The organism is Lactococcus formosensis, assembly GCF_018403745.1.
Lineage (GTDB): Bacteria > Bacillota > Bacilli > Lactobacillales > Streptococcaceae > Lactococcus > Lactococcus formosensis.
Genome location: NZ_BOVP01000004.1, coordinates 127,939 through 146,806, shown reverse-complemented (window position 1 = coordinate 146,806; position 18,868 = coordinate 127,939). Strand labels below are relative to the sequence as shown.

General features: G+C 36.2%; 19 protein-coding genes. 14 read left to right on the top strand and 5 right to left on the bottom strand.

Going from position 1 to position 18,868, the window contains the following annotated elements; genetic code table 11:
- Positions 1 to 67: 67 nt before the first annotated feature.
- Entirely contained in the window at positions 68 to 706 is a 639-nt protein-coding gene (locus KJS37_RS06075) for a YdeJ family lipoprotein (protein WP_213496374.1), read from the bottom strand.
- A 476-nt stretch (positions 707 to 1,182) separates the two neighbouring features.
- Between KJS37_RS06075 and KJS37_RS06070 the strand changes: the two genes are divergently transcribed.
- Positions 1,183 to 1,923: a glycerophosphodiester phosphodiesterase family protein gene (locus KJS37_RS06070; RefSeq protein ID WP_017369827.1), complete on the top strand. Its 741-nt coding sequence runs from the start codon at positions 1,183 to 1,185 to the stop codon at positions 1,921 to 1,923.
- A 14-nt stretch (positions 1,924 to 1,937) separates the two neighbouring features.
- Positions 1,938 to 3,215, top strand: a complete 1,278-nt coding sequence (locus KJS37_RS06065; protein ID WP_213496372.1) for an MFS transporter — start codon at positions 1,938 to 1,940, stop codon at positions 3,213 to 3,215.
- A 142-nt stretch (positions 3,216 to 3,357) separates the two neighbouring features.
- On the opposite strand, the gene KJS37_RS06060 is transcribed toward KJS37_RS06065, so the two are convergent.
- From KJS37_RS06060 to KJS37_RS06050, 3 genes are all read right to left on the bottom strand, one after another.
- Complete coding sequence (locus tag KJS37_RS06060; protein WP_213496371.1) at positions 3,358 to 5,340, bottom strand: FtsX-like permease family protein; 1,983 nt, start codon at positions 5,338 to 5,340, stop codon at positions 3,358 to 3,360.
- Positions 5,333 to 6,109 carry an ABC transporter ATP-binding protein gene (locus tag KJS37_RS06055; protein ID WP_017369824.1) on the bottom strand — a complete coding sequence of 259 codons (777 nt, stop codon included), beginning with the start codon at positions 6,107 to 6,109 and terminating at the stop codon, positions 5,333 to 5,335. Before KJS37_RS06055 ends, KJS37_RS06060 begins: the two co-directional genes overlap by 8 nt.
- 187 nt (positions 6,110 to 6,296) lie before the next feature.
- The gene (locus KJS37_RS06050; protein ID WP_373306141.1) at positions 6,297 to 6,962 is read right to left on the bottom strand and encodes a Crp/Fnr family transcriptional regulator; all 666 of its coding nucleotides are present in this window, start codon (positions 6,960 to 6,962) and stop codon (positions 6,297 to 6,299) included.
- Positions 6,963 to 7,229: 267 nt separating this feature from the next.
- Between KJS37_RS06050 and KJS37_RS06045 the strand changes: the two genes are divergently transcribed.
- The 11 genes from KJS37_RS06045 to hpf all read left to right on the top strand — a co-directional run bounded on the left by KJS37_RS06045 (position 7,230) and on the right by hpf (position 17,086).
- Entirely contained in the window at positions 7,230 to 7,802 is a 573-nt protein-coding gene (locus KJS37_RS06045; protein ID WP_017369822.1) for a TetR/AcrR family transcriptional regulator, read from the top strand.
- A gap of 19 nt (positions 7,803 to 7,821) precedes the next feature.
- Positions 7,822 to 8,181 (top strand): iron-sulfur cluster biosynthesis family protein, encoded by a 360-nt coding sequence (locus tag KJS37_RS06040; protein ID WP_017369821.1) that lies wholly within the window; start codon positions 7,822 to 7,824, stop codon positions 8,179 to 8,181.
- Between the two features lies 1 nt (position 8,182).
- The gene (locus KJS37_RS06035) at positions 8,183 to 9,541 is read left to right on the top strand and encodes an FAD-dependent oxidoreductase (protein WP_213496369.1); all 1,359 of its coding nucleotides are present in this window, start codon (positions 8,183 to 8,185) and stop codon (positions 9,539 to 9,541) included.
- A gap of 146 nt (positions 9,542 to 9,687) precedes the next feature.
- Entirely contained in the window at positions 9,688 to 10,842 is a 1,155-nt protein-coding gene (locus KJS37_RS06030; protein WP_213496367.1) for a cystathionine gamma-synthase, read from the top strand.
- A 109-nt stretch (positions 10,843 to 10,951) separates the two neighbouring features.
- Positions 10,952 to 11,500 (top strand): DUF6036 family nucleotidyltransferase, encoded by a 549-nt coding sequence (locus KJS37_RS06025; protein WP_017369818.1) that lies wholly within the window; start codon positions 10,952 to 10,954, stop codon positions 11,498 to 11,500.
- Positions 11,501 to 11,782, top strand: a complete 282-nt coding sequence (locus tag KJS37_RS06020) for a hypothetical protein (RefSeq protein WP_019293959.1) — start codon at positions 11,501 to 11,503, stop codon at positions 11,780 to 11,782.
- Positions 11,783 to 11,848: 66 nt separating this feature from the next.
- Positions 11,849 to 13,222 carry an aminopeptidase P family protein gene (locus KJS37_RS06015; RefSeq protein ID WP_213496365.1) on the top strand — a complete coding sequence of 458 codons (1,374 nt, stop codon included), beginning with the start codon at positions 11,849 to 11,851 and terminating at the stop codon, positions 13,220 to 13,222.
- A gap of 262 nt (positions 13,223 to 13,484) precedes the next feature.
- Positions 13,485 to 14,048 (top strand): alkyl hydroperoxide reductase subunit C, encoded by a 564-nt coding sequence (ahpC, locus tag KJS37_RS06010; RefSeq protein WP_017370399.1) that lies wholly within the window; start codon positions 13,485 to 13,487, stop codon positions 14,046 to 14,048.
- Between the two features lie 58 nt (positions 14,049 to 14,106).
- Positions 14,107 to 15,636 carry an alkyl hydroperoxide reductase subunit F gene (gene ahpF / locus KJS37_RS06005; RefSeq protein ID WP_213496363.1) on the top strand — a complete coding sequence of 510 codons (1,530 nt, stop codon included), beginning with the start codon at positions 14,107 to 14,109 and terminating at the stop codon, positions 15,634 to 15,636.
- 164 nt (positions 15,637 to 15,800) lie between these two features.
- Positions 15,801 to 16,418, top strand: a complete 618-nt coding sequence (locus KJS37_RS06000) for an FMN-dependent NADH-azoreductase (protein WP_017370397.1) — start codon at positions 15,801 to 15,803, stop codon at positions 16,416 to 16,418.
- Positions 16,419 to 16,528: 110 nt separating this feature from the next.
- Complete coding sequence (gene hpf / locus KJS37_RS05995) at positions 16,529 to 17,086, top strand: ribosome hibernation-promoting factor, HPF/YfiA family (protein WP_213496361.1); 558 nt, start codon at positions 16,529 to 16,531, stop codon at positions 17,084 to 17,086.
- Between the two features lie 54 nt (positions 17,087 to 17,140).
- On the opposite strand, the gene KJS37_RS05990 is transcribed toward hpf, so the two are convergent.
- Positions 17,141 to 17,974: a DUF368 domain-containing protein gene (locus KJS37_RS05990; protein ID WP_213496359.1), complete on the bottom strand. Its 834-nt coding sequence runs from the start codon at positions 17,972 to 17,974 to the stop codon at positions 17,141 to 17,143.
- A 224-nt stretch (positions 17,975 to 18,198) separates the two neighbouring features.
- Here KJS37_RS05990 and KJS37_RS05985 point away from each other — a divergent pair, with 224 nt between their 5' ends.
- Positions 18,199 to 18,819, top strand: coding sequence for a GntR family transcriptional regulator (locus KJS37_RS05985; RefSeq protein WP_019291676.1), 621 nt, complete (start codon positions 18,199 to 18,201; stop codon positions 18,817 to 18,819).
- Positions 18,820 to 18,868: the final 49 nt, after the last annotated feature.

Genomic DNA, 18,868 nt, shown 5'->3' with positions numbered 1-18,868 from the left:
GCCTTAAGCAGAGTAGGTTTTTGTTTCGGTGTTTTTTAAAGCGGAGATACAAACAAAAGTGCTTTTTTTATTTTATTTGAATTTTGGAAATGATTTGAGCAGCTTCACGGTCAAATGAAACAGGAATTTCTAATGTCTGCATGCTGTCTACTAATTTTTGAGATTCTGACTTGACCCAGACAGGATCCTTAAGGTATCTTTCATCTTGGTAATGATTAGGGTCTTTATAAAAATTTATCGAACCGCCATGGTTAGAACTATAAGTAACAATTGTTGTCCCAGCCATTGTATTATCTTTGCTAAAGGATAAAGTGACGGTTTCTTGAGGAATAACTACAGAACCTTTAAAAGGGAATACCTGATGATTTTGTCCATTTTTAGTAACTTCAATAGATACAGGCTGATAATTCCCTTTATAATAATGAACTATCGCTTCGGTTACACGCGCATATTCAATTTGTTCAGCAGTGTAACCTGTAAAAGAAGAAGACGTAGTTTGAGCCGTTTCTTCTTTAGGTGCATCTGTGGAAGAAACAGTATTTTCGCTAGTGCTTGATGAACGAGACTCTTCTGAACTTTTTGAAGGTTTCGTGATACTTGAATCTTGACTATTTTCACTTTGAACTTGTTTTTTTGTTGTGTCTGAACATCCGCTCAGCGCAAAAATACTTATTAATGCTGTAGATAAGATTAAAGTCTTTTTCATAATTTCTCCAATATAATTTTAACATCCAATATATGTTTAGTATAACAAATTATAAGCATTATTATTATGCTTAGAAGTATTCCTAAGCATGTTTGGGGCTACTGCCTGTAAACTCTTGAAATTCAGACTTCCTTTTAATATATCAGAAGTGGTTGGTGTTAACGTTGGAAGAGGGACTTACATTGCATTACTCTTCGCAATTAAATACTTGCTGAGTGATATTACGCTGAACTCCCAGTTGCTTTTCTCATTAGAGAGAAAGAAATAAGTTTGTGAATTTATAAATTAAAATTAAGGGTTGGGTAAATGAAAGTGTGCTATAGTTGTGTTTTTGTCTATTTTTTATGAGGAAGTTTGTGAAAAATGTTGTTTTGAAAAGAAAAGAATGATATAATGAAGCGTTTTCAAAAAAAGCTGTGCCTCATTATGAGAGAAAACAGAAGTACTCTGAAAGCAAAAAATATTTAGGAGATCAAATGAAACAGAATATATATGCCCATCGCGGTTTACCAAAATTGGCGCCAGAAAATACGATGGCAGGTTTTGAAATGATGCCAGAATTTGGCATTAAGTGGTTTGAAACTGACATCGCAATCACAGAAGATGGGGAGCTCGTTATTTGTCACGATGATCTGCTCGACCGTACTACGAATTTGACGGGTGAAATTTCTTCTTTGCCTTATCGATATATTGAAACAGCTGATGCTGGATCTTGGTTTGGAAAAAAATACGCACAAGAAAAATTGCCGACCATGGATGACCTCGTTTCATTCATCAATCGTACGAAAATGAACGTCAATTTGGAACTGAAGGGCATTTCAGGAGAAAATGGTTTTAAACTCTTAGATATTTTAGTGGCAAAATTTACCAACTATCTAGAGGATATTGATCCTGAAGTGGAAATATTAATCTCTAGTTTTAATCCTATATTACTGAGCAAAGTTCATGAAAAAGCACCCACTTACAAATATGCACTTTTATTCGAAGATTATACTTTTAATCCTGATTGGCAATTACTGGCTGATTGTTGTGGTGCCTCAGCTATCCATATGGAAGATGATGGACTGACAAAAGAAAAAGTTGAGCAAGTTAAAAAACGTGGGCATGAGTTAAATGTTTGGACAGTTGATAATTCAGAACGAGCACAAGAATTATTTAACTGGGGCGTGGATGGAATCTTTACTAACTGCGCACACACATTTTCCGAAAAAGTTTAAGAAAAGGGGTTCTCATGCAAAAAATACTCAGTAAGTTAGGATTTAGTGATACGAAAACAGCGATCGGATTCTTTTCAGTTGCTACAACCGGACAAGTGATATACTCGTCCTTCGAAGCCTTTAAAGGAACTTTTTATGATCTTCTGTTGAAAGTATTAGGGTTGACTAATGCTCAACTTGGGATTATTTTCAGTCTTATAGGAATATCGGTTTTTCTCTATATACCTGCAGGTTGGGTTAATAATCGTTTTTCAACAAAGTCAATCCTTGTTACTGGACTTCTTATTCGGTTTTTAACGATTAATTATATCGTCATTTTTAATCCCGCATTTGCTGGACTAAAAGTCATTGCAACCATTTGGGGCATTGTGGACGCTTTTTTCTGGCCAGCAGTTCTTAATGGTGTTGTAATAATGACCAAAGGAAAGAACCAATCCGTTGGTTTTGGTTTGTTAGAATCCTTACGTCGTGCGCAAGAAGTTATTATGAATCTTCTCGTTGTTGGTACGATGGCTCTCATTAGCGGAATAGTTGTTTTCAAAGGGTTTATGTTGTTTTATAATCTTTTGATTATTCCACTAGTTTTTCTCATTATTAAATATGTCCCTAAAAATGGGATTTCTACTGAGGAAGCTTCGGAAACAAACAAGTCTGCTGATGCATTAAAAGGTCTTATACACGTTGCTTTGAAACCGCAGGTTTGGTTGGCAGCTATGGCGGCCATGGCTGTTTATTGGAGCTATATTATACTTATTTATACTGTTCCTTATCTTCATGCAGTATTTGGCTTATCTTCCGGTCAAACAGCTTTATTTGGTATTTTTAACACAGGAATTATGGGGATTATTGGAGGTATTACAGCAGGAATTTTAGCAGAAAAACTTTTTAAGTCTTCATCATTAATGATGGCCGTTTCACTCTTTCTTTCGGCTGTCTGTCTTGGTGTAACACTCATTTTACCACATAATAAATCTGCTGTTTTTGTATCTATTGCAGTGCTCTTCCTTTTTTCATTTTTTATCTTTTTGTCAAAAGGGATTATATTGGCGCCTGTTGCAGAAGTTCCGATTAATGAGAAATATTCTGGTTCAGCAATGAGCATCGGTTCTTTCTTAGCATACGCTCCAGTTTTTTGGGCCTATTCAATGAATGGAACAATTATTGATAAACACGTCAATAATCCCTTAGAAGCTTATCGAATCATTTTCTTGATTGGAGTTGTTGTTGCGCTATTTGGTGCTGTTTGCGCATTAGTGATGAGCTTTCTTAAAAAGAAAACAGCTATCCAATAGCTGTTCAAAAGAGAGAAAATAGAATGACCTAGTGGCATATAATTTATAAGTTTATCTAAAACATGGTAATTCATATAATAACATTACTATAAAGCAAAATAAAAGAACTAAGATTATTTATTCTTAGTTCTTTTATTTTAAATTATCTTTCAACAATATGATAATAAACCTTACTTGTAATTTTATAAATAAGATAATAGGCTAAAACACATCCTACAAGCGTTAATAAACTGATTGTAAGAACAAGTTGGAAGTCATTGGCTCCAAAAGCGTTGAGAATATTAGCAATCATACGATAAGCGCCAGCAAAGTGAAGGACCGCAATGAGGAGAGGAAGGAAGAAAATCATTCTTACTTGGGATTGAATTGTTTTTTGTACCTCAGCTTTAGAAAGTCCAACTTCTTGTAAGATTTTAAAGGAGCGTTTATCTTGTGCACCTTCGGAGAGCTGTTTATAATAAATAATCAAGGCAGCACCTAGGATAAAACTAATTCCAAGAACAAAGCCAATGAAGACAAATCCACCAATTTGTGCATGTTGATCTGCCAGAGCTTCACTGCGGAATGTAAGTGTTTGAACAGACGAATCTGAGGTTATTTCTTTAAAACTTTGAGAGAAGGCATTTTCTGTTGATTTATCTATATTGAAAAGCGCAAGCGAGATAGGAGCTTGCTGATAATTTAGATTGTTTTCTCTCGTATTAAAAGATTTAATAACCTTATTCATTTCTTGTTTATTTGGAAAGACTATAAGAAGAGATTTTTGGAAAGAGACACCCCCAGGTAAATTTTTAATATCCTCTATATCTTTTTTAATATCATATTTATTACCATACCAATCTAATTGGATTAGATTTTTGCTTTCGGGATCGGGCTTATTAGATGTATCTTTAATCATAATTTGATTATTAGAAAGCGAAGGCAAATTAGCATTACCTGAGGATACTAAACTCTCTCTAGTTACCATTGTCACAAGTGTATAGTCATCTTTATCTGCAGTTTGGATATCGGAAGCAACCAGTGTATCATGAGTATTTTGGAGATGTAAGCCAATATTTTGGGCGATATAAATTTCCGATAAATCTGAGACTTCCGTATGTGAAGCGTCTGCAGCTTTTTGTGCTATTTCTGTTAAAGTTTGTTTAGAATCTGGAAGTGTAGAACTTATCATCGCATCCTTAGGCATTGCATCTTTCACCATCTTCTCAGAGCCAAAGAAAATCCCCAAACTAACGACAATAGTCACGACGGTCATTGATAAAAGAATGGTTATATTTGCTAGGCCAGCAGCGTTTGCCTTCATCCGGTAAAGCATTGAACTTGTAGTGATGAAGTTACTTGGTTTATAATAGCTTGGACGTTTTTTCTTACGTTTGAGGTACCAGACGGTAAAGCTTATATAGAAGAAGTAGGTACCAAAAATAACGAGAAGCACAGCAATAAAGAAACGTGTAATTGCAGATACAGGATCTTCAACTGTAAGAGCAAGGGAATAACCTGAAGCAAGTAAAATAAGAGCTAAAGCAGCTAAAAATAAATTAGATTTTGGCTCTTTTTCGCCTTTAGAAGCCTCACGCAGTAAATCAAGACTAGATGATTTCCAAATTATAAATGCCCCAATCAACATCAATATGAAGAAGAAAATCAAATAAATAAAGGCAACGAGGAGAATCGCATTAAAATTAATTTGTAGGTCAAAATAGTTTCCTCCAATGAGGTTAACAAAAATAAGAAAGAGAAATTTAGAAAAAGCAATACCAAGAAGTGTTCCGATAATTAATGTCAATAAGTAGCTTATAAATAATTCAAGGAAGGCAACATTTACAATTTTTCTTTTTCCAAATCCCAATATGTCATAGAGTCCAAATTCTTTTGAGCGTTGCAGTTGTAAGAAACGGTAACTATAGATGAGTATCATGAGGGAGAAGACAGCTAAAATAACCAAGGCAAACTTCATTAACATAGAAACTGCTTCGCCTCCTCGTAATTTATCGATAGAGGGCGAAAAACCGATTGATGCTGTAACGAAAACCAGAACAAACATAGTGATGGAAGCCATCAAAAACGGTGCGAAACTTTTAATTCCCCTTTTCATGTTATTTGTAGCAATTTTCAGACTAAGCATTTGGTTCCTCCTCAGCTGTTTGGCTTCCAAGGAAAGAGCTCATAGATAATGTAATTTCTTTTGCAAAAGAAGTAGAAGACTTATCCCCACGATACAACTGATGATAAAGCACACCATCTTTTATAAAAAGGACACGTTTAGCGTGACTCGCAGCTAAACTTGAATGTGTAACCATGATTATCGTTTGTCCCTCTGCATTGATTTCTTCGAAAAGGTCGAGTAAATCCTCAGAGTTTTTAAAGTCTAAAGCTGCGGTTGGCTCGTCAGCAAGTACAAGATCAGGTTGACTAATAAGTGCACGTGTTACAGCTACACGTTGCTTTTGACCTCCTGAAAGCTCAAAAGGCTGTTTGTCTAGAAAATTTTCGATGTTTAATTTAGGAGCTAATGCTTCTAAACGTTTCTTCATAATCTTAGGTTTGAATTTTGAAAGAACCAAAGGTAAGTAAATATTATCACGGACACTAAGTGTATCCAGTAAGTTGAAATCTTGGAATACAAAACCTAGGTGTTCACGTCTAAAAGCAGAGACTTTTTGATCTTTAATTGCTGTAATATCCTCGCCATTTAACAAAACTTGACCTGATGTGGGCTTTTCCAATGTGGAAAGTATATTAAGAAGCGTTGTTTTACCAGAGCCTGACTCGCCCATGATTGCAATATACTCCCCTTCTTCAACTGTAAAATCAATATCAGAAAGTGCTGTAGTTTCTTCTTTAGAGAAGCGTGTTTTAAAAATTTTCTTTAAGTGTTTTACTTCAAGTAACATTGTTTTTCTCTTTTCCTTTTAAGTTATGCTTATATTTTATCGTATATTGATTTAGGTTAAGCTTACGGTAATGTAAGTTTGACATTTTAAACTTCTGAAATATATAAGGATACAATAAAAACTATCATAAGATAGTTCTATAGAAAACTGATAGGCGCTGTAGGAAGTGAAATGTAATACTTTTGGATTACTTGTTGTAATCTTCTAAAAATTCAAAGTTAGTAATTAGTATTTTTTTATCTACTATTTTGATAATGCCATCTTCTTTTAAATCATGCAAGATACGATTGACACTATTTCGAGTAGAAATACCACAGAAACCAGCAATATCATCATTTGTCAATTTGAAATCTATGAGGATACCTTCTGTTTTTTTTATCCCAAAATAGTCAACCATTATACTCAGACAAGCATAAACTGCCCCTTTTTTGCCATTGACGGACATCCTTTTGTGTACTTCGATATTATGTATGAGCCTTCTTTTATAAAAATTGCCAATAATATTAGACAAACAGTTGTCTTCATTAACCCATTCATCTAATTTTTTACGAGGAACTTTATAGAAATAAGTATCACTTGTTTCAACTCTTACAGAAAAAACCGAGGTATTGATGTTTCCACGATCCTTTGATTCAAGAAGGGATACAAAATCTGTATCTGTAACATAAAACGTACTAAATTCTCTACCGTCCCTAAGTATATTACTGAGCTTGGCAACACCTTTTTTCAATATATAGATATATTCTGACTCAATTCCTTGATGCATTATATACGAGTGTTTTCTAGGATGGATTATTGGTATGTTTTTTTCCTCAAGAAGATTAAATAAGTAATTGAGGTCAGTATCTGACATTTCTTGCATTTTTATCACCTTACTGTAATTATTAAATATTATTATACTAAAATAGTCTAACTATCTCTATTTATTGTATGAGTTACGAGTTATTAATAATAAGTAGAGTACTTCTGATATACTTAGAAAGAGACCATTACTCAAACATACACGAAGCTATATTTGTTAAAAATACAGCATTTTCAGTTCAATTATTTGGTAAAGAGTTCTTAATTTGGTATATTAATATTGTACCAAGCGGTAGGTAAAATGATTGGAGCGTGTAAAGTGTCAAAAGCAAGAGAAAAAATCATTGAAAGCAGTAAAAAACTTTTTTGTCAGAGGGGATATGCCTCGACTTCTATCCGAGATATTCTCGAGGACTCGGGTACTGGAAAAGGACAACTTTATCATTATTTTTTGTCTAAAAAAGAAATCTGCTTAGAAGTGATTCAATCTCATAGTAATGATTGGGAAACACAATGTTTTGATCCCTTATTGCGTCAGATGGAGGATCCCAAACAAGCTTTGCTTGCAATGTTGAACTGGGAAATTCAGGTGCATGAGGATGAAACGCAACATTACGGTTGTGCAGTAGGAAATCTTGTCGTTGAACTTGGTGCGAGTGGAGATAAAGATTTTCGTGCGTTGTTAGGTCAGCTCATGGAAACTTGGACAGCTTTGATTCAAGCCCGGATTATGGAAATTACAGGTTGGACAGCAGAGCAGTCCAAAACTCAAGCTCAGCATATCATCTCAACAATACAGGGGAGTCTCTTACTACTAAAACTTACACAAGACTGGTCAGTTTTTGAAAACAGCTTGGATCAATTAGGAAAAGAAATTAAGGCACTTGCTTAAACCATAGGAGGAAACAAGCATGAAAATTATATTTGACAAAACAGTAAGCGAAAAATTAGCAAAATTTGATAATGCAGATTTTGTATTGGATTTTGACCATGAGTTGAGTGAAAAAAATGAAGCCATTGATGCATGTGCGGGCGGTATCTCACGTTACCGTATCCTTGCTATTGACAAAGGCAAGTTGCCAGAGGCTTTTGATGCACATATGGATTCAGAATTTGGCCCTGTTTATTTCAAAAAATGGGGGGAAATGTTCTGGAGTGCCCAAGATTTACATGCAAAAGTGGAAGGTAGCTACAATCTCATTGCATTGAAAACCGACGGAGAATATTTGAGCCACAATCTTCTCATCGTAGACTATAGAGGCAAGCTTTAGTATGGAAAGAAGGACATTTAAGAATCTAATTATTGGCTTTGGTAAAGCAGGGAAAACCTTGGCTAAGTCTCTTGCCAATAAAGGGGAAACAGTAGCAATCGTAGAACAATCTACGCGGATGTACGGGGGAACTTGTATTAATATTGGCTGTATTCCGTCTAAGTCGTTAATTGTAAATGGCCAAAAAGGTGAAGCTTTCACCGAGGCAGTCCTTCAAAAATTCAGTCTTGTCGAAAAGCTGAATAAAAAGAATTACCATATGATTGCGGATGAACAAAATGCAACTGTTATTGATGGGAAGGCAAGATTTCTTTCAGACCATGAGGTCGAAATTTCCGAAGAAGGAAAGCCGATAATGCTTGTTCAAGCTGAACGTATTTTTATCAATACGGGTGCGCGTGCTATCCTTCCTTCGATCCTTGGCATGTCGGAGAGTAAAAATCTTGTGACATCGACAGGATTGATGGACTTACAAGAAAAGCCTGAGCATCTTCTGATTGTGGGGTCTGGCTATATCGGACTCGAATTTGCAGCCATGTTTCTGTCTTATGGATCCAAAGTGACTATCATTGATTCACACAGTATGTTTTTGCCACGTCAAGATAGAGATATTGCACAGCGCGTGAAGCGAGATTTAGAAGATGCTGGTGCAGTATTCAAACTTGGCTATGAGATAAATGGTGTTTTTGACCGTGATGAAGAAAGCATCCTCAATATTACAAGAGACGGTCAGGCAGAAGAGGTGCAGGGGAATAAGATTCTTCTTGCTACAGGGCGTAAGCCTAATACATCTGGATTGGGCTTAGAAAATACGTCAATTAAGGTTGGTGAGGCCGGGCATATTTTGGTGAATGAAAAACTTGAAACTTCGACTCCAAATATTTGGGCTTTAGGTGATGTTCACGGTGGTCCTCAATTTACTTATACATCATTGGATGATTTTCGTATCATTGAAAGTCAACTTTATGGCGACAAATCTCGCACATTAAGTAATCGAGGCGAGTTAGCAAGTAGTGTTTTTATCACACCAACTCTGTCTAATATAGGCTTAACAGAAACAATAGCTCAAGCTCAAGGTACCAAGTACCGATTGTTCCGTTTAGAAGCTACATCGATTCCAAAATCTGCAGTACTTGGACAAAGTAAAGGGCTACTTAAAGCGCTGGTTGATCCTGACACACAAGAAATATTAGGTGCAACTCTTTATGCTGAAGAATCACATGAAGTGATAAATATTTTATCGCTTGCGATGAAAGCAAAATTACCTTACACCATGTTAAGAGATCATATCTACACTCATCCAACCATGAGTGAAGCTTTAAATGATCTTTTTGCTCCAGTAAATGAAGTGAAACTATAAGAAAAGGCCCTTATTTAAAGGGTTTTTCTCTTATAAATTCTGTGTTTTTTAGATATAAAAAAATTAAAAGTCGGATATAGGATTACCCAAAGTCAACAAAAGATAATCTGCATTATAATAAATAAACAATTAAAAAGAGGTGAAGTATGAGTGAAATGAAATTAAAAACGAAGATGATTCATGGTGGTATCAGTGAAGATGCTACAACAGGTGCTGTTTCTGTTCCTATTTATCAAGTATCGACCTATAAGCAAGATGGTCTCGGGCAGCCCAAAGCTTATGAATACTCGAGATCGGGGAACCCAACACGTCATGCCTTAGAGACACTTATTGCCGACTTAGAGGGTGGTGTCCAAGGCTTTGCTTTTGGTTCAGGTTTGGCTGGTATTCATGCCGTTCTTTCTATTTTTAAATCAGGGGACCACTTGATTCTAGGTAATGATGTTTATGGGGGAACTTTCCGCCTCATGGATAAAGTCATGTCTAATTTTGGTTTGGAATATGACTTGGTAGATTTAACAGATATTGATGCTTTAAAAGATAAGATTAAAGCATCAACTAAGGCAATTTATTTTGAAACACCTTCTAACCCCTTGATGACTGTCTTAGATATCCAAAAACTTGCAGATATTGCTAAGGAAAATAGTCTACTGACAATCGTTGATAATACTTTTGCTACACCTTACTTCCAACGTCCCTTAAGTTTAGGGGCAGATATTGTTTTGCATTCTGGTACGAAGTATCTTGGTGGACATTCCGATGTCGTTTCAGGACTTGTCACAACAGATAAAGAAGATTTGGCTGAACGTATCGCCTTCATGCAAAATTCAATCGGTGGTGTTTTAGGTCCTCAAGACAGCTGGTTAGTTCAAAGAGGAATCAAAACTTTAGCACTTCGTATGGAGGCCCATGCTAAAAATGCTAAAAAAATTGCAGAGTTTCTTGATGCGTCAGAGAAAGTAAGCAAAGTCTATTATCCAGGACTTCCGCAAGACCCAGGTTATGAGATTGCTTCACAACAAATGTCTGGCTTTGGAGGAATGCTTTCTTTTGAACTTAAGGATGAACATAAAGTCAAAGACTTTGTCGAGGCTTTAGAATACTTTACTTTAGCTGAATCACTCGGCGGTGTGGAAAGTCTGATTGAGGTACCTGCAGTGATGACCCATGCTTCAATACCGAAAAAGATTCGTGAAGAAGCTGGCATTAAGGATGGACTGATTCGCCTATCTGCAGGCATCGAAGATATCCATGATTTATTGGCCGACCTGAATAATGCCTTTGAAAAAATTAACAATTAAAACACCAAGAGGTGTTTTTTATTATGTAAAAGAGAGAAAAAACTCTTTTTTTATAGGGCGTGGTATGCTATAATCAAGAAGAGATATTTCAAAAGAAAGTATATAATTTATGAATTATAATAAGTTGTTTATACGTTTGAATGAAAAATTAGCAGAAAATAACATCCATTTAAGCTTACAGTGTGTTGGTGGTTTTGTTTTGGAATATCATGGACTAAAGGCTACCGAAGATATTGATGCTTTCTATGAGTCTACTGCTAAAGTTGAGGAAATTATTGCGGAGATTGGGCAAGAATTTCATGTCGGAACTGCTAACGAACCCTGGCTAAGCCATTCTATCGGACGTATTATGTCACTTTCTGATGAGGATAAAGTTTTAATTTTTGAAGCAAGTCATCTCGAAGTCTATCTGTCTTCCTTACAGTCAGTATTGATTGACAAAATTCAAGTGGGCAGAGCCAAGGATATTCCTGATATTGCCCAGATTATGAAGAAGTTAAACATTGAGCGTCCAGATACGCTCCTTGATTTACTCAACAATTATTCAGAAGGAACTTCAGATCCTGCGGTTGTTTTAGAAGCTTACGGTCTCGCTTATGGCCAAGAAGCGTTAAAAAATTATTTAAAAGAAAATCCCGAACTTTTGAGGCTATTATAAATGAATTGGAAAGAATATTTTGAAGCTGCGGCTCAAAAATCAAGAGGAAATGCGCGGCTCTGGCTCCGCTATTTGAATAAAGCAATCCAGCGTGAACAAACTTTTTTGACACAAGACGATATTGATTATCTTCGGCAGTCAGAGCACTTGTCGTATTTTCAGCGCTTTTTCCTGACTTTAGCAGTTGAGGAAGGGAGCAAAGCTTGGGAAATGACGGTTTCTTTATCCGAACCTGCTCAATTTTCACGCTTGAAAGCCGTCGCCCAAGAGTTAAAAAATTAAAAGAATATAAAGTAAGAAATAAGAATTGCTGAAGCGGCAGTTCTTATTTTGACAAAAGGAGTAAAGATGATTCAACTCACAAAAATTCAACCACCAGCGCTTGAAGCAAACTTAAAACCAGTTGTACTGTCTGACGAAACAATGGAACAAAGGAAGCAAAAACTGCTTGATAAAATGAACCAAGATAATTTTGATTGCTTAATTATCTATGCGGACCTAGAACATGGCAGTAACTTTGAGTATCTTACAGGTTTTCTCCCGCGTTTTGAAGAAGCCTTGCTTGTACTTCATAAGGATGGTAAAGCTTATCTTGTTTTAGGTAATGAAAACCTAAATAAAGCAGATAAGGCAAGATTAAAAGCAGAAGCTGTACATATGCCACATCTTTCTCTACCTAATCAGCCTATGAATACTCAAGAAACAGTTGAAGAAATCTTAAGCAAATGTGGCCTAGAGAATACTCAAAAGATTGGTTTAGTGGGGTGGAAAAACTTTACCAGCGCAAAAGAGGATAATTATCAGCTTTTTGATGTACCTCATTTCTTAGTTCACGCTGTCCAAAGCTTATGTCCTGAAGCTAAGCTAGAAAATGCTACACGTTTGTTTATCGGGGAAAATGGTGTTCGCACAACAAATAATGCAAACGAATTTGCTCATTATGAATTCGGTGCTGCTTTGGCAGGACGCTGCATGTTACAAGCGATGAATCAGATTGAGCTTGGAAAAAGTGAAATGGAAGTTGCAAGAGAATTATCAGACCTTGGACAAGCACATAATGTCGTTACAATAATGGCAACTGGTGAACGTTTTGTAAAGGCCAATATTTATCCAAGCGATAAAGTCATTAAAAAGGGAGACAAGCTTTCCTTAACGACAGGGTATAAAGGAGGCCTCCAAAGCCGAGGAGGCTATGCGGTGAGTCAGGCTTCGGAGTTGCCAGATGAAGAGAAAGATTATCTCTCGGCTGTCGCACAACCTTACTTCAATGCCGTTAAAACGTGGTTGGAAGCAATCAAGATAGGTATGCAAGGCCAAGAGCTGTATAACAAAATAGAAGAAGTTTTGCCACAAGAAAAATACGGTTGGACTTTAAATCCTGGTCATCTCTCCGCGGATGAAGAATGGATGAGCTCACCAGTCTACCCGCAGTCAACAGAAAGTATCGAGAGTGGCATGCTGTTCCAGATTGATATTATTCCATCTGTTTCTGGATACGGTGGTGTAAGTTGTGAAAGTGGCATTTTCTTGGCGGATGCACAGCTAAGACAAGAGATAAAAGAAGCGTATCCTGACATTTGGGGGCGCGTGCAAGAGAGAAGAGCTTATATTCAAAATGAATTAGGCATCACACTTCGCGACGAGATACTTCCAACAAGTAGTGCAACAGCTTATTTACGTCCTTTTATGTTAGATAAGACATCCGCTTTTACTGTAAAATAAAGAAGCCCACCTGGGCTTTTTTGTTTTTAATAGATAATTTTTAAAAGCGAGTGATTTGTTATTTGATAAACATTTTCGTGATGAGTGTTTCGTATATCTAAACAATAGTATATAGAATTATCACTCAAAATGTAATAATTCAGAAGTGTTAAGCGCTTTATTTTCCCTAAAAACTTGAACATATCTTTTGACTAACCTTATTCATTTTGTGATAATTATTTAAGAAGTACAAAAAATATTAGAAAAATTGGAGATAATAATCATGTCATTAATCGGAAAAGAAGTTGCACCTTTCGTCACAGAAGCTTATCAAAATGGCAAGTTCTTGACAGTAAACTCAGATGATCTTAAAGGAAAATGGAATGTCATCGTATTTTACCCTGCAGACTTCTCTTTTGTTTGTCCAACAGAATTGGAAGATTTACAAGAACAATATAGTATTCTTAAAGATTTGGGCGTAGAAGTTTATTCATGTTCTACAGATACACATTTTGTTCATGCAGCTTGGCACGAACACAGTGAAGCTATTGGTAAAGTAGAATATCCAATGCTTGCTGATCCATCACAAAAGATTTCTCGTATTTTTGATGTATTGGATGAAGAATCTGGTTTATCACAACGTGGTTCATTTATCATCGACCCAGATGGTGTTGTGCAAGCTGTCGAAATCACTGCAGACGGTATCGGCCGTGATGCAAGCCAATTAGTAGATAAAGTGCGTGCAGCACAATACATTCGTAAGAATCCAGGTGAAGTCTGCCCTGCCAAATGGAAAGAAGATGCAGAAACTTTGACACCAGGTTTGGACTTAGTCGGTAAAATTTAATTTAATAAGGCGAAGTAGATTACTCGCCTTTTTAAGCTAAAAAGAATGGAAAGATAAAATGTTAGAAGAGAATCTTAAAGCGCAACTCAAACAATATTTAGAACTTTTAGAAAATGATATCGCATTACGTGTCAAAGCAGATCCTGAAGATGTCAATGGTAAAAAAGTTCGCGAATTTGTCAATGAAATTGCTGAAATGTCACCACGTATAAGTGTTGAAGAAGCTAAGTTAGTCAAAGCTCCTGGCTTTTCTGTCGTTCGTAAGGGAGAAATGAGGGGTATTGCTTTTGCTGGTATTCCTCTAGGTCATGAATTTAACTCGCTTGTTTTGGCTCTTTTACAAGTAAGTGGTCGCGCACCAAAGATTGAAGATGACCTCAAAAAACGTATTCAAGCCATTGATAAACCTTATCATTTTGAAACTTATGTAAGTTTGACTTGTCATAACTGTCCAGATGTCGTCCAAGCCTTGAATATCATGAGTGTGCTGAATGAAAATATCACGCATACGATGATTGAAGGCGGCATGTTCCAAGACGAAGTCAAATCTCGTGGTGTGATGGCTGTACCAACAGTTTTTGCTAACGGTGAGGAATTTTCAAGTGGACGCATGAGTCTTGAAGAAATATTAAATAAACTCGTGGGCCAAGCTGGAAGTGAAGAATTTGACGACAAAGATTCTTATGATGTTCTTGTTGTTGGCGGTGGTCCAGCAGGTGCGAGTGCGGCTATTTATGCAGCACGCAAGGGCATACGCACAGGTATTTTAGCAGAAAAATTTGGTGGTCAGCCATTAGAAACTCTAGGTATTGAAAACTTGATTGGGACGCCTTATACTGAAGGACCTAAGTTGGCTACCCAACTGGAAGAACATGTCAAAGCCTATCCAGCTGATATTATGAAAACACAAAAAGCAGTAAAATTAGAGAAAAAAGACCTGCTTGAAGTGACTCTGGAAAATGGTGCTGTCCTACAGTCTAAAACGATTGTATTATCAACAGGAGCACGTTGGCGTTCACTCGGAATTCCGGGCGAGGAAGAATTCAAAAATAAAGGAATTGCTTATTGTCCGCATTGTGATGGACCTATCTTTGCAGGTCAAAAAATTGCCGTAGTTGGGGGAGGAAACTCGGGGATTGAAGCAGCTATTGATTTAGCTGGTGTAGTTGAACATGTGACTGTTTTAGAGTTTTTACCAGAGCTGAAAGCGGATAAAGTTTTACAAGAAAAACTTTATTCATTGGGTAATGTTACCGTTCTGACCAATGTAGAAACAAAAGCGATTCATGGTACAGATAAAGTTGAAAGTCTAGATTATGTCGAACGTGATACTCAAAAAGAAGTAAACCTCGAATTATCAGGTGTCTTTATCCTTATTGGTCTTGTGCCTAACACAGAGTGGCTGGAGGGAGTAGTAGAACGTAACTCACGAGGCGAAATTGTCGTTGATAAACAAGGGGCTACAGATGTACCTGGTGTATTTGCTGCAGGGGATTGTACAGATTCAGCTTATAAACAGATTGTAATTGCTATGGGAAGTGGTGCCACAGCTTCTCTAGGTGCTTTTGATTATCTCATTCGTCATTAAAAACAAAACCATCTTGAAACATTTCGAGGTGGTTTTATTATTCTTTAAGTTTGTGCTAAGTTTCACGTACTAAAATTGTAGTATTCTTAAAATGTTTTTGCTATAATATTAAAGTAAAAATTGTTTACAAATGTAAATTAAACAAAATCTTGGAGGATTTATTAATGACTAAATTACTTGTTGTAAAAGGACATCCCTTGACAGCTGAAGACAGCTTCTCAATTAAAGGCTTGGATACTTTTGTATCAGCCTATAAGACTGCAAATGCAGATGATGAAGTAGAAGTACTCGATGTTTTCTCTGCCGATATTCCTGAAATTGATCAAGACATGGCTTCTGCCTTTATTGCAATGCAAAATGGTGTAGACTTCACTGCCTTGTCTGAATCACAACAAGATAAAGTTGCACGTTTTGGTGCCTTTACAGAACAATTCCTTTCAGCAGATAAGGTAGTCATTGCGAGTCCATTGTGGAACCTTATGATTCCTGCTAGCCTTAAAAAATGGATTGATACAGTCAATGTTGCTGGTAAAACTTTCCGTTACACAGCAGAAGGACCAAAAGGTTTGGCAACAGATAAGAAAGTTATGCACTTGCAAGCAAGCGGTGGTATGTATAATGGTCAAGATACAGGTAGCCAATATATGAAGACTATCTTTGAATTCATTGGTACAGACTTCTCTTCACTTAGTGTTGAAGGCCATGCTTACCAACCTGAAAAAGCTGAAGAATTTTTGGCTGAATTCCTTGGTAAAGTAGAAACTGCAGCACAAGAGTTTTAATTCTAGCAAATCTCGGATATTAGTTGACCCATATTTATTTTTATATTAAAATTAAATAAGAAATAAATAAAAGAAAGAGCATTTCTTTGAAATGCCAAGGGAACAACCTTATGATTAAATTTAGTATTCGTGCTGAAAATGTGGAAATTACAGATGCAATTCGTACATATATCGAAGATAAAATTGGTAAATTAAATAAATACTTTAATGATGGACATGAAGTCACAGCCTACGTGAATATTAAGTCTTATTCCGATAAGCGTAACAAGGTTGAAGTAACTGTGCCAGCTAAAAATGTAACTTTAAGAGCTGAAAATACTGCTCTAGATGTACTTGCAGCTATTGATTTAGTGGAAGAAAAGTTAGAACGTCAAATTCGTAAATATAAAACGCGGGTAAATCGCAAATCAAAAATAAATGTCCCAACTGGCTTAGCATTTGGTGACGAATTTGCTCCTTTAGATGCTACTGATGAGATTGAAGAAGATACTGTGAAAATCGTCCGTACGAAACGTGTTGATCTTAAACCGATGGATGCGGAAGAGGCAGTACTTCAGATGGATATGCTTGGCCATGATTTTTATGTTTTCTTGGATGCCTATACTAATCGTACGAGTGTTGTTTACCGACGTGCCGATAAGAATATCGGTTTAATTGAAACAGACTAAGATAAAAAAGACTGGTTTGATATCCAGTCTTTTTATTTTGAGATTAATCTTTATTTATATTTTTTTTTCTAACTTACTCATCCAGAGACCTAAGACAAGCCCGACTACAAAGAGAAGAGCACTCATAAAGAAGGTTGAGAGAGTTGCGCCAGCATAATTGATGGCTTCAGCACTTTGGGTAGGCACTACAATCAGCAATGTGCTTGAGAGTACTAAACCAATGATAAAGTTGTAAACTTTAGAATGGAAATTAATAAGAAGTTTCTCCATTAATTTTGAAAAACTTACCAGAGCAAATAATCCACCAATAGCAATAGGAAGAAACACACCGAAAATGTCACGGTTTTTAAAACCTTCGAGCATCGGAGAGAAAAGTCCAAGAATCAAAAGTAGATTTGAGGGACTAAGTCCAGGTACCAAAACACCTAAGGCAATTAAAATACCTGCAAGGAAGAAACCAAAGAAGTTTGCCGGAACGGTCCCTGCAATAGCTGGCAACATGTATAGAATAAATGTCGACAACACAAATGTGAGAATTAAAGTAAAGGTATCACTTTTATCACGAGCTTTTTGACGTGTGCTTTCTTTAAAGAGAGAAGGAAGAGTCCCTAAAATAGCACCTGCAAACCCCCATAACACAATTATCTGATAATGCGCTAACACCCACTCAAGAGGTCGACTAAGAAGAACTAATCCTAAAATCCCACCAATACCAACAGGAAGGAAGAAAAGAAAATTCTTCTTGAAATCCTGACGAATATGAGCCAAGAAATGGAGCATACGTTCATAAATCCCTAAAATGGCTGCAAGAACCCCGCCAGAAACACCAGGAAGAATGAAGCCAAGAGCAATAATCATTCCTTTAATCAATCGAAAAATCCAGTTCATATTATCACTTTCTATTTTTAAACTTTTGCGACTATTATATCATAGATTACTTATACGAAACATATTTATCATACAAGTCGATAAAATATAAACTAGGATATATTCGAAATTTTACACTTTAAAAATAATTTTACTATCTTTTTTTGTATTTTTACATTAAAATAGAAAGCATAATGCATTTTTATATGATGATAGTATACGAGTAAATAAATAAGGAGGAAAAAGTGAAAGAGGTTAGACAACCGAAATATCAGCAAATTGCTATTTTAATTGCTGAAAATATTGTGCGCAACGAACTAAAAATTGGTCAAAAAATTTATGCAAGATCAACCTTAGCAACAACTTTTGGTGTTTCTCCCGAAACAGCACGAAAAGCAGTAAGCATTCTTAGCGATCTAGGGATTGTAGATTCCATTCATGGAAGTGGCGTTGTTATTGCTTCACGTCAAAAAGCTCAAGAGTTTTTGACTCAACATCAGGAAGTTAAATCAATTCAGGATTTACAAGCCGATATTTTGAAAAGTGTTGCACGCCAGCAGAAAGAACTTGCCAACTTTTCATCGACTTTAGATAAACTCGTTGGGCAAACCGCACACTTTCAAAAATCCAATCCAATGACTCCAATTGAACTTGAACTCAATGAGCCGTCAGAAAACTTAGGTAAAACTATTGGGGAAATGAACTTATGGCAAAATACAGGTGCCACTGTCATTGCTATCTTACAGAATGACGAATTAATTATTTCACCGGGTCCATATGCAACATTGAACCAGTATGATACCTTGTATTTTGTTGGTGGTGCGGATTCTTTACAAATTATTCAAAATTTCTTTTATAAAAACTAGTTTTGACATTGGGAAATATCTTTCTATAGAGACATGCAATAGGAACTGT

Excerpts from the sequence above, each read along its gene's own strand:
- ahpF (WP_213496363.1), top strand. The coding sequence starts at position 14,107 with ATGTTAGAAGAGAATCTTAAAGCGCAACTCAAACAATATTTAGAACTT.
- KJS37_RS06000 (WP_017370397.1), top strand. The coding sequence starts at position 15,801 with ATGACTAAATTACTTGTTGTAAAAGGACATCCCTTGACAGCTGAAGAC.
- KJS37_RS06075 (WP_213496374.1), bottom strand. The coding sequence starts at position 706 with ATGAAAAAGACTTTAATCTTATCTACAGCATTAATAAGTATTTTTGCG.
- KJS37_RS06040 (WP_017369821.1), top strand. The coding sequence starts at position 7,822 with ATGAAAATTATATTTGACAAAACAGTAAGCGAAAAATTAGCAAAATTT.
- KJS37_RS06025 (WP_017369818.1), top strand. The coding sequence starts at position 10,952 with ATGAATTATAATAAGTTGTTTATACGTTTGAATGAAAAATTAGCAGAA.
- KJS37_RS06050 (WP_373306141.1), bottom strand. The coding sequence starts at position 6,962 with ATGTCAGATACTGACCTCAATTACTTATTTAATCTTCTTGAGGAAAAA.
- ahpC (WP_017370399.1), top strand. The coding sequence starts at position 13,485 with ATGTCATTAATCGGAAAAGAAGTTGCACCTTTCGTCACAGAAGCTTAT.
- KJS37_RS06070 (WP_017369827.1), top strand. The coding sequence starts at position 1,183 with ATGAAACAGAATATATATGCCCATCGCGGTTTACCAAAATTGGCGCCA.
- hpf (WP_213496361.1), top strand. The coding sequence starts at position 16,529 with ATGATTAAATTTAGTATTCGTGCTGAAAATGTGGAAATTACAGATGCA.
- KJS37_RS06030 (WP_213496367.1), top strand. The coding sequence starts at position 9,688 with ATGAGTGAAATGAAATTAAAAACGAAGATGATTCATGGTGGTATCAGT.
- KJS37_RS06055 (WP_017369824.1), bottom strand. The coding sequence starts at position 6,109 with ATGTTACTTGAAGTAAAACACTTAAAGAAAATTTTTAAAACACGCTTC.
- KJS37_RS05990 (WP_213496359.1), bottom strand. The coding sequence starts at position 17,974 with ATGAACTGGATTTTTCGATTGATTAAAGGAATGATTATTGCTCTTGGC.
- KJS37_RS06035 (WP_213496369.1), top strand. The coding sequence starts at position 8,183 with ATGGAAAGAAGGACATTTAAGAATCTAATTATTGGCTTTGGTAAAGCA.
- KJS37_RS06065 (WP_213496372.1), top strand. The coding sequence starts at position 1,938 with ATGCAAAAAATACTCAGTAAGTTAGGATTTAGTGATACGAAAACAGCG.
- KJS37_RS06015 (WP_213496365.1), top strand. The coding sequence starts at position 11,849 with ATGATTCAACTCACAAAAATTCAACCACCAGCGCTTGAAGCAAACTTA.
- KJS37_RS06060 (WP_213496371.1), bottom strand. The coding sequence starts at position 5,340 with ATGCTTAGTCTGAAAATTGCTACAAATAACATGAAAAGGGGAATTAAA.
- KJS37_RS06020 (WP_019293959.1), top strand. The coding sequence starts at position 11,501 with ATGAATTGGAAAGAATATTTTGAAGCTGCGGCTCAAAAATCAAGAGGA.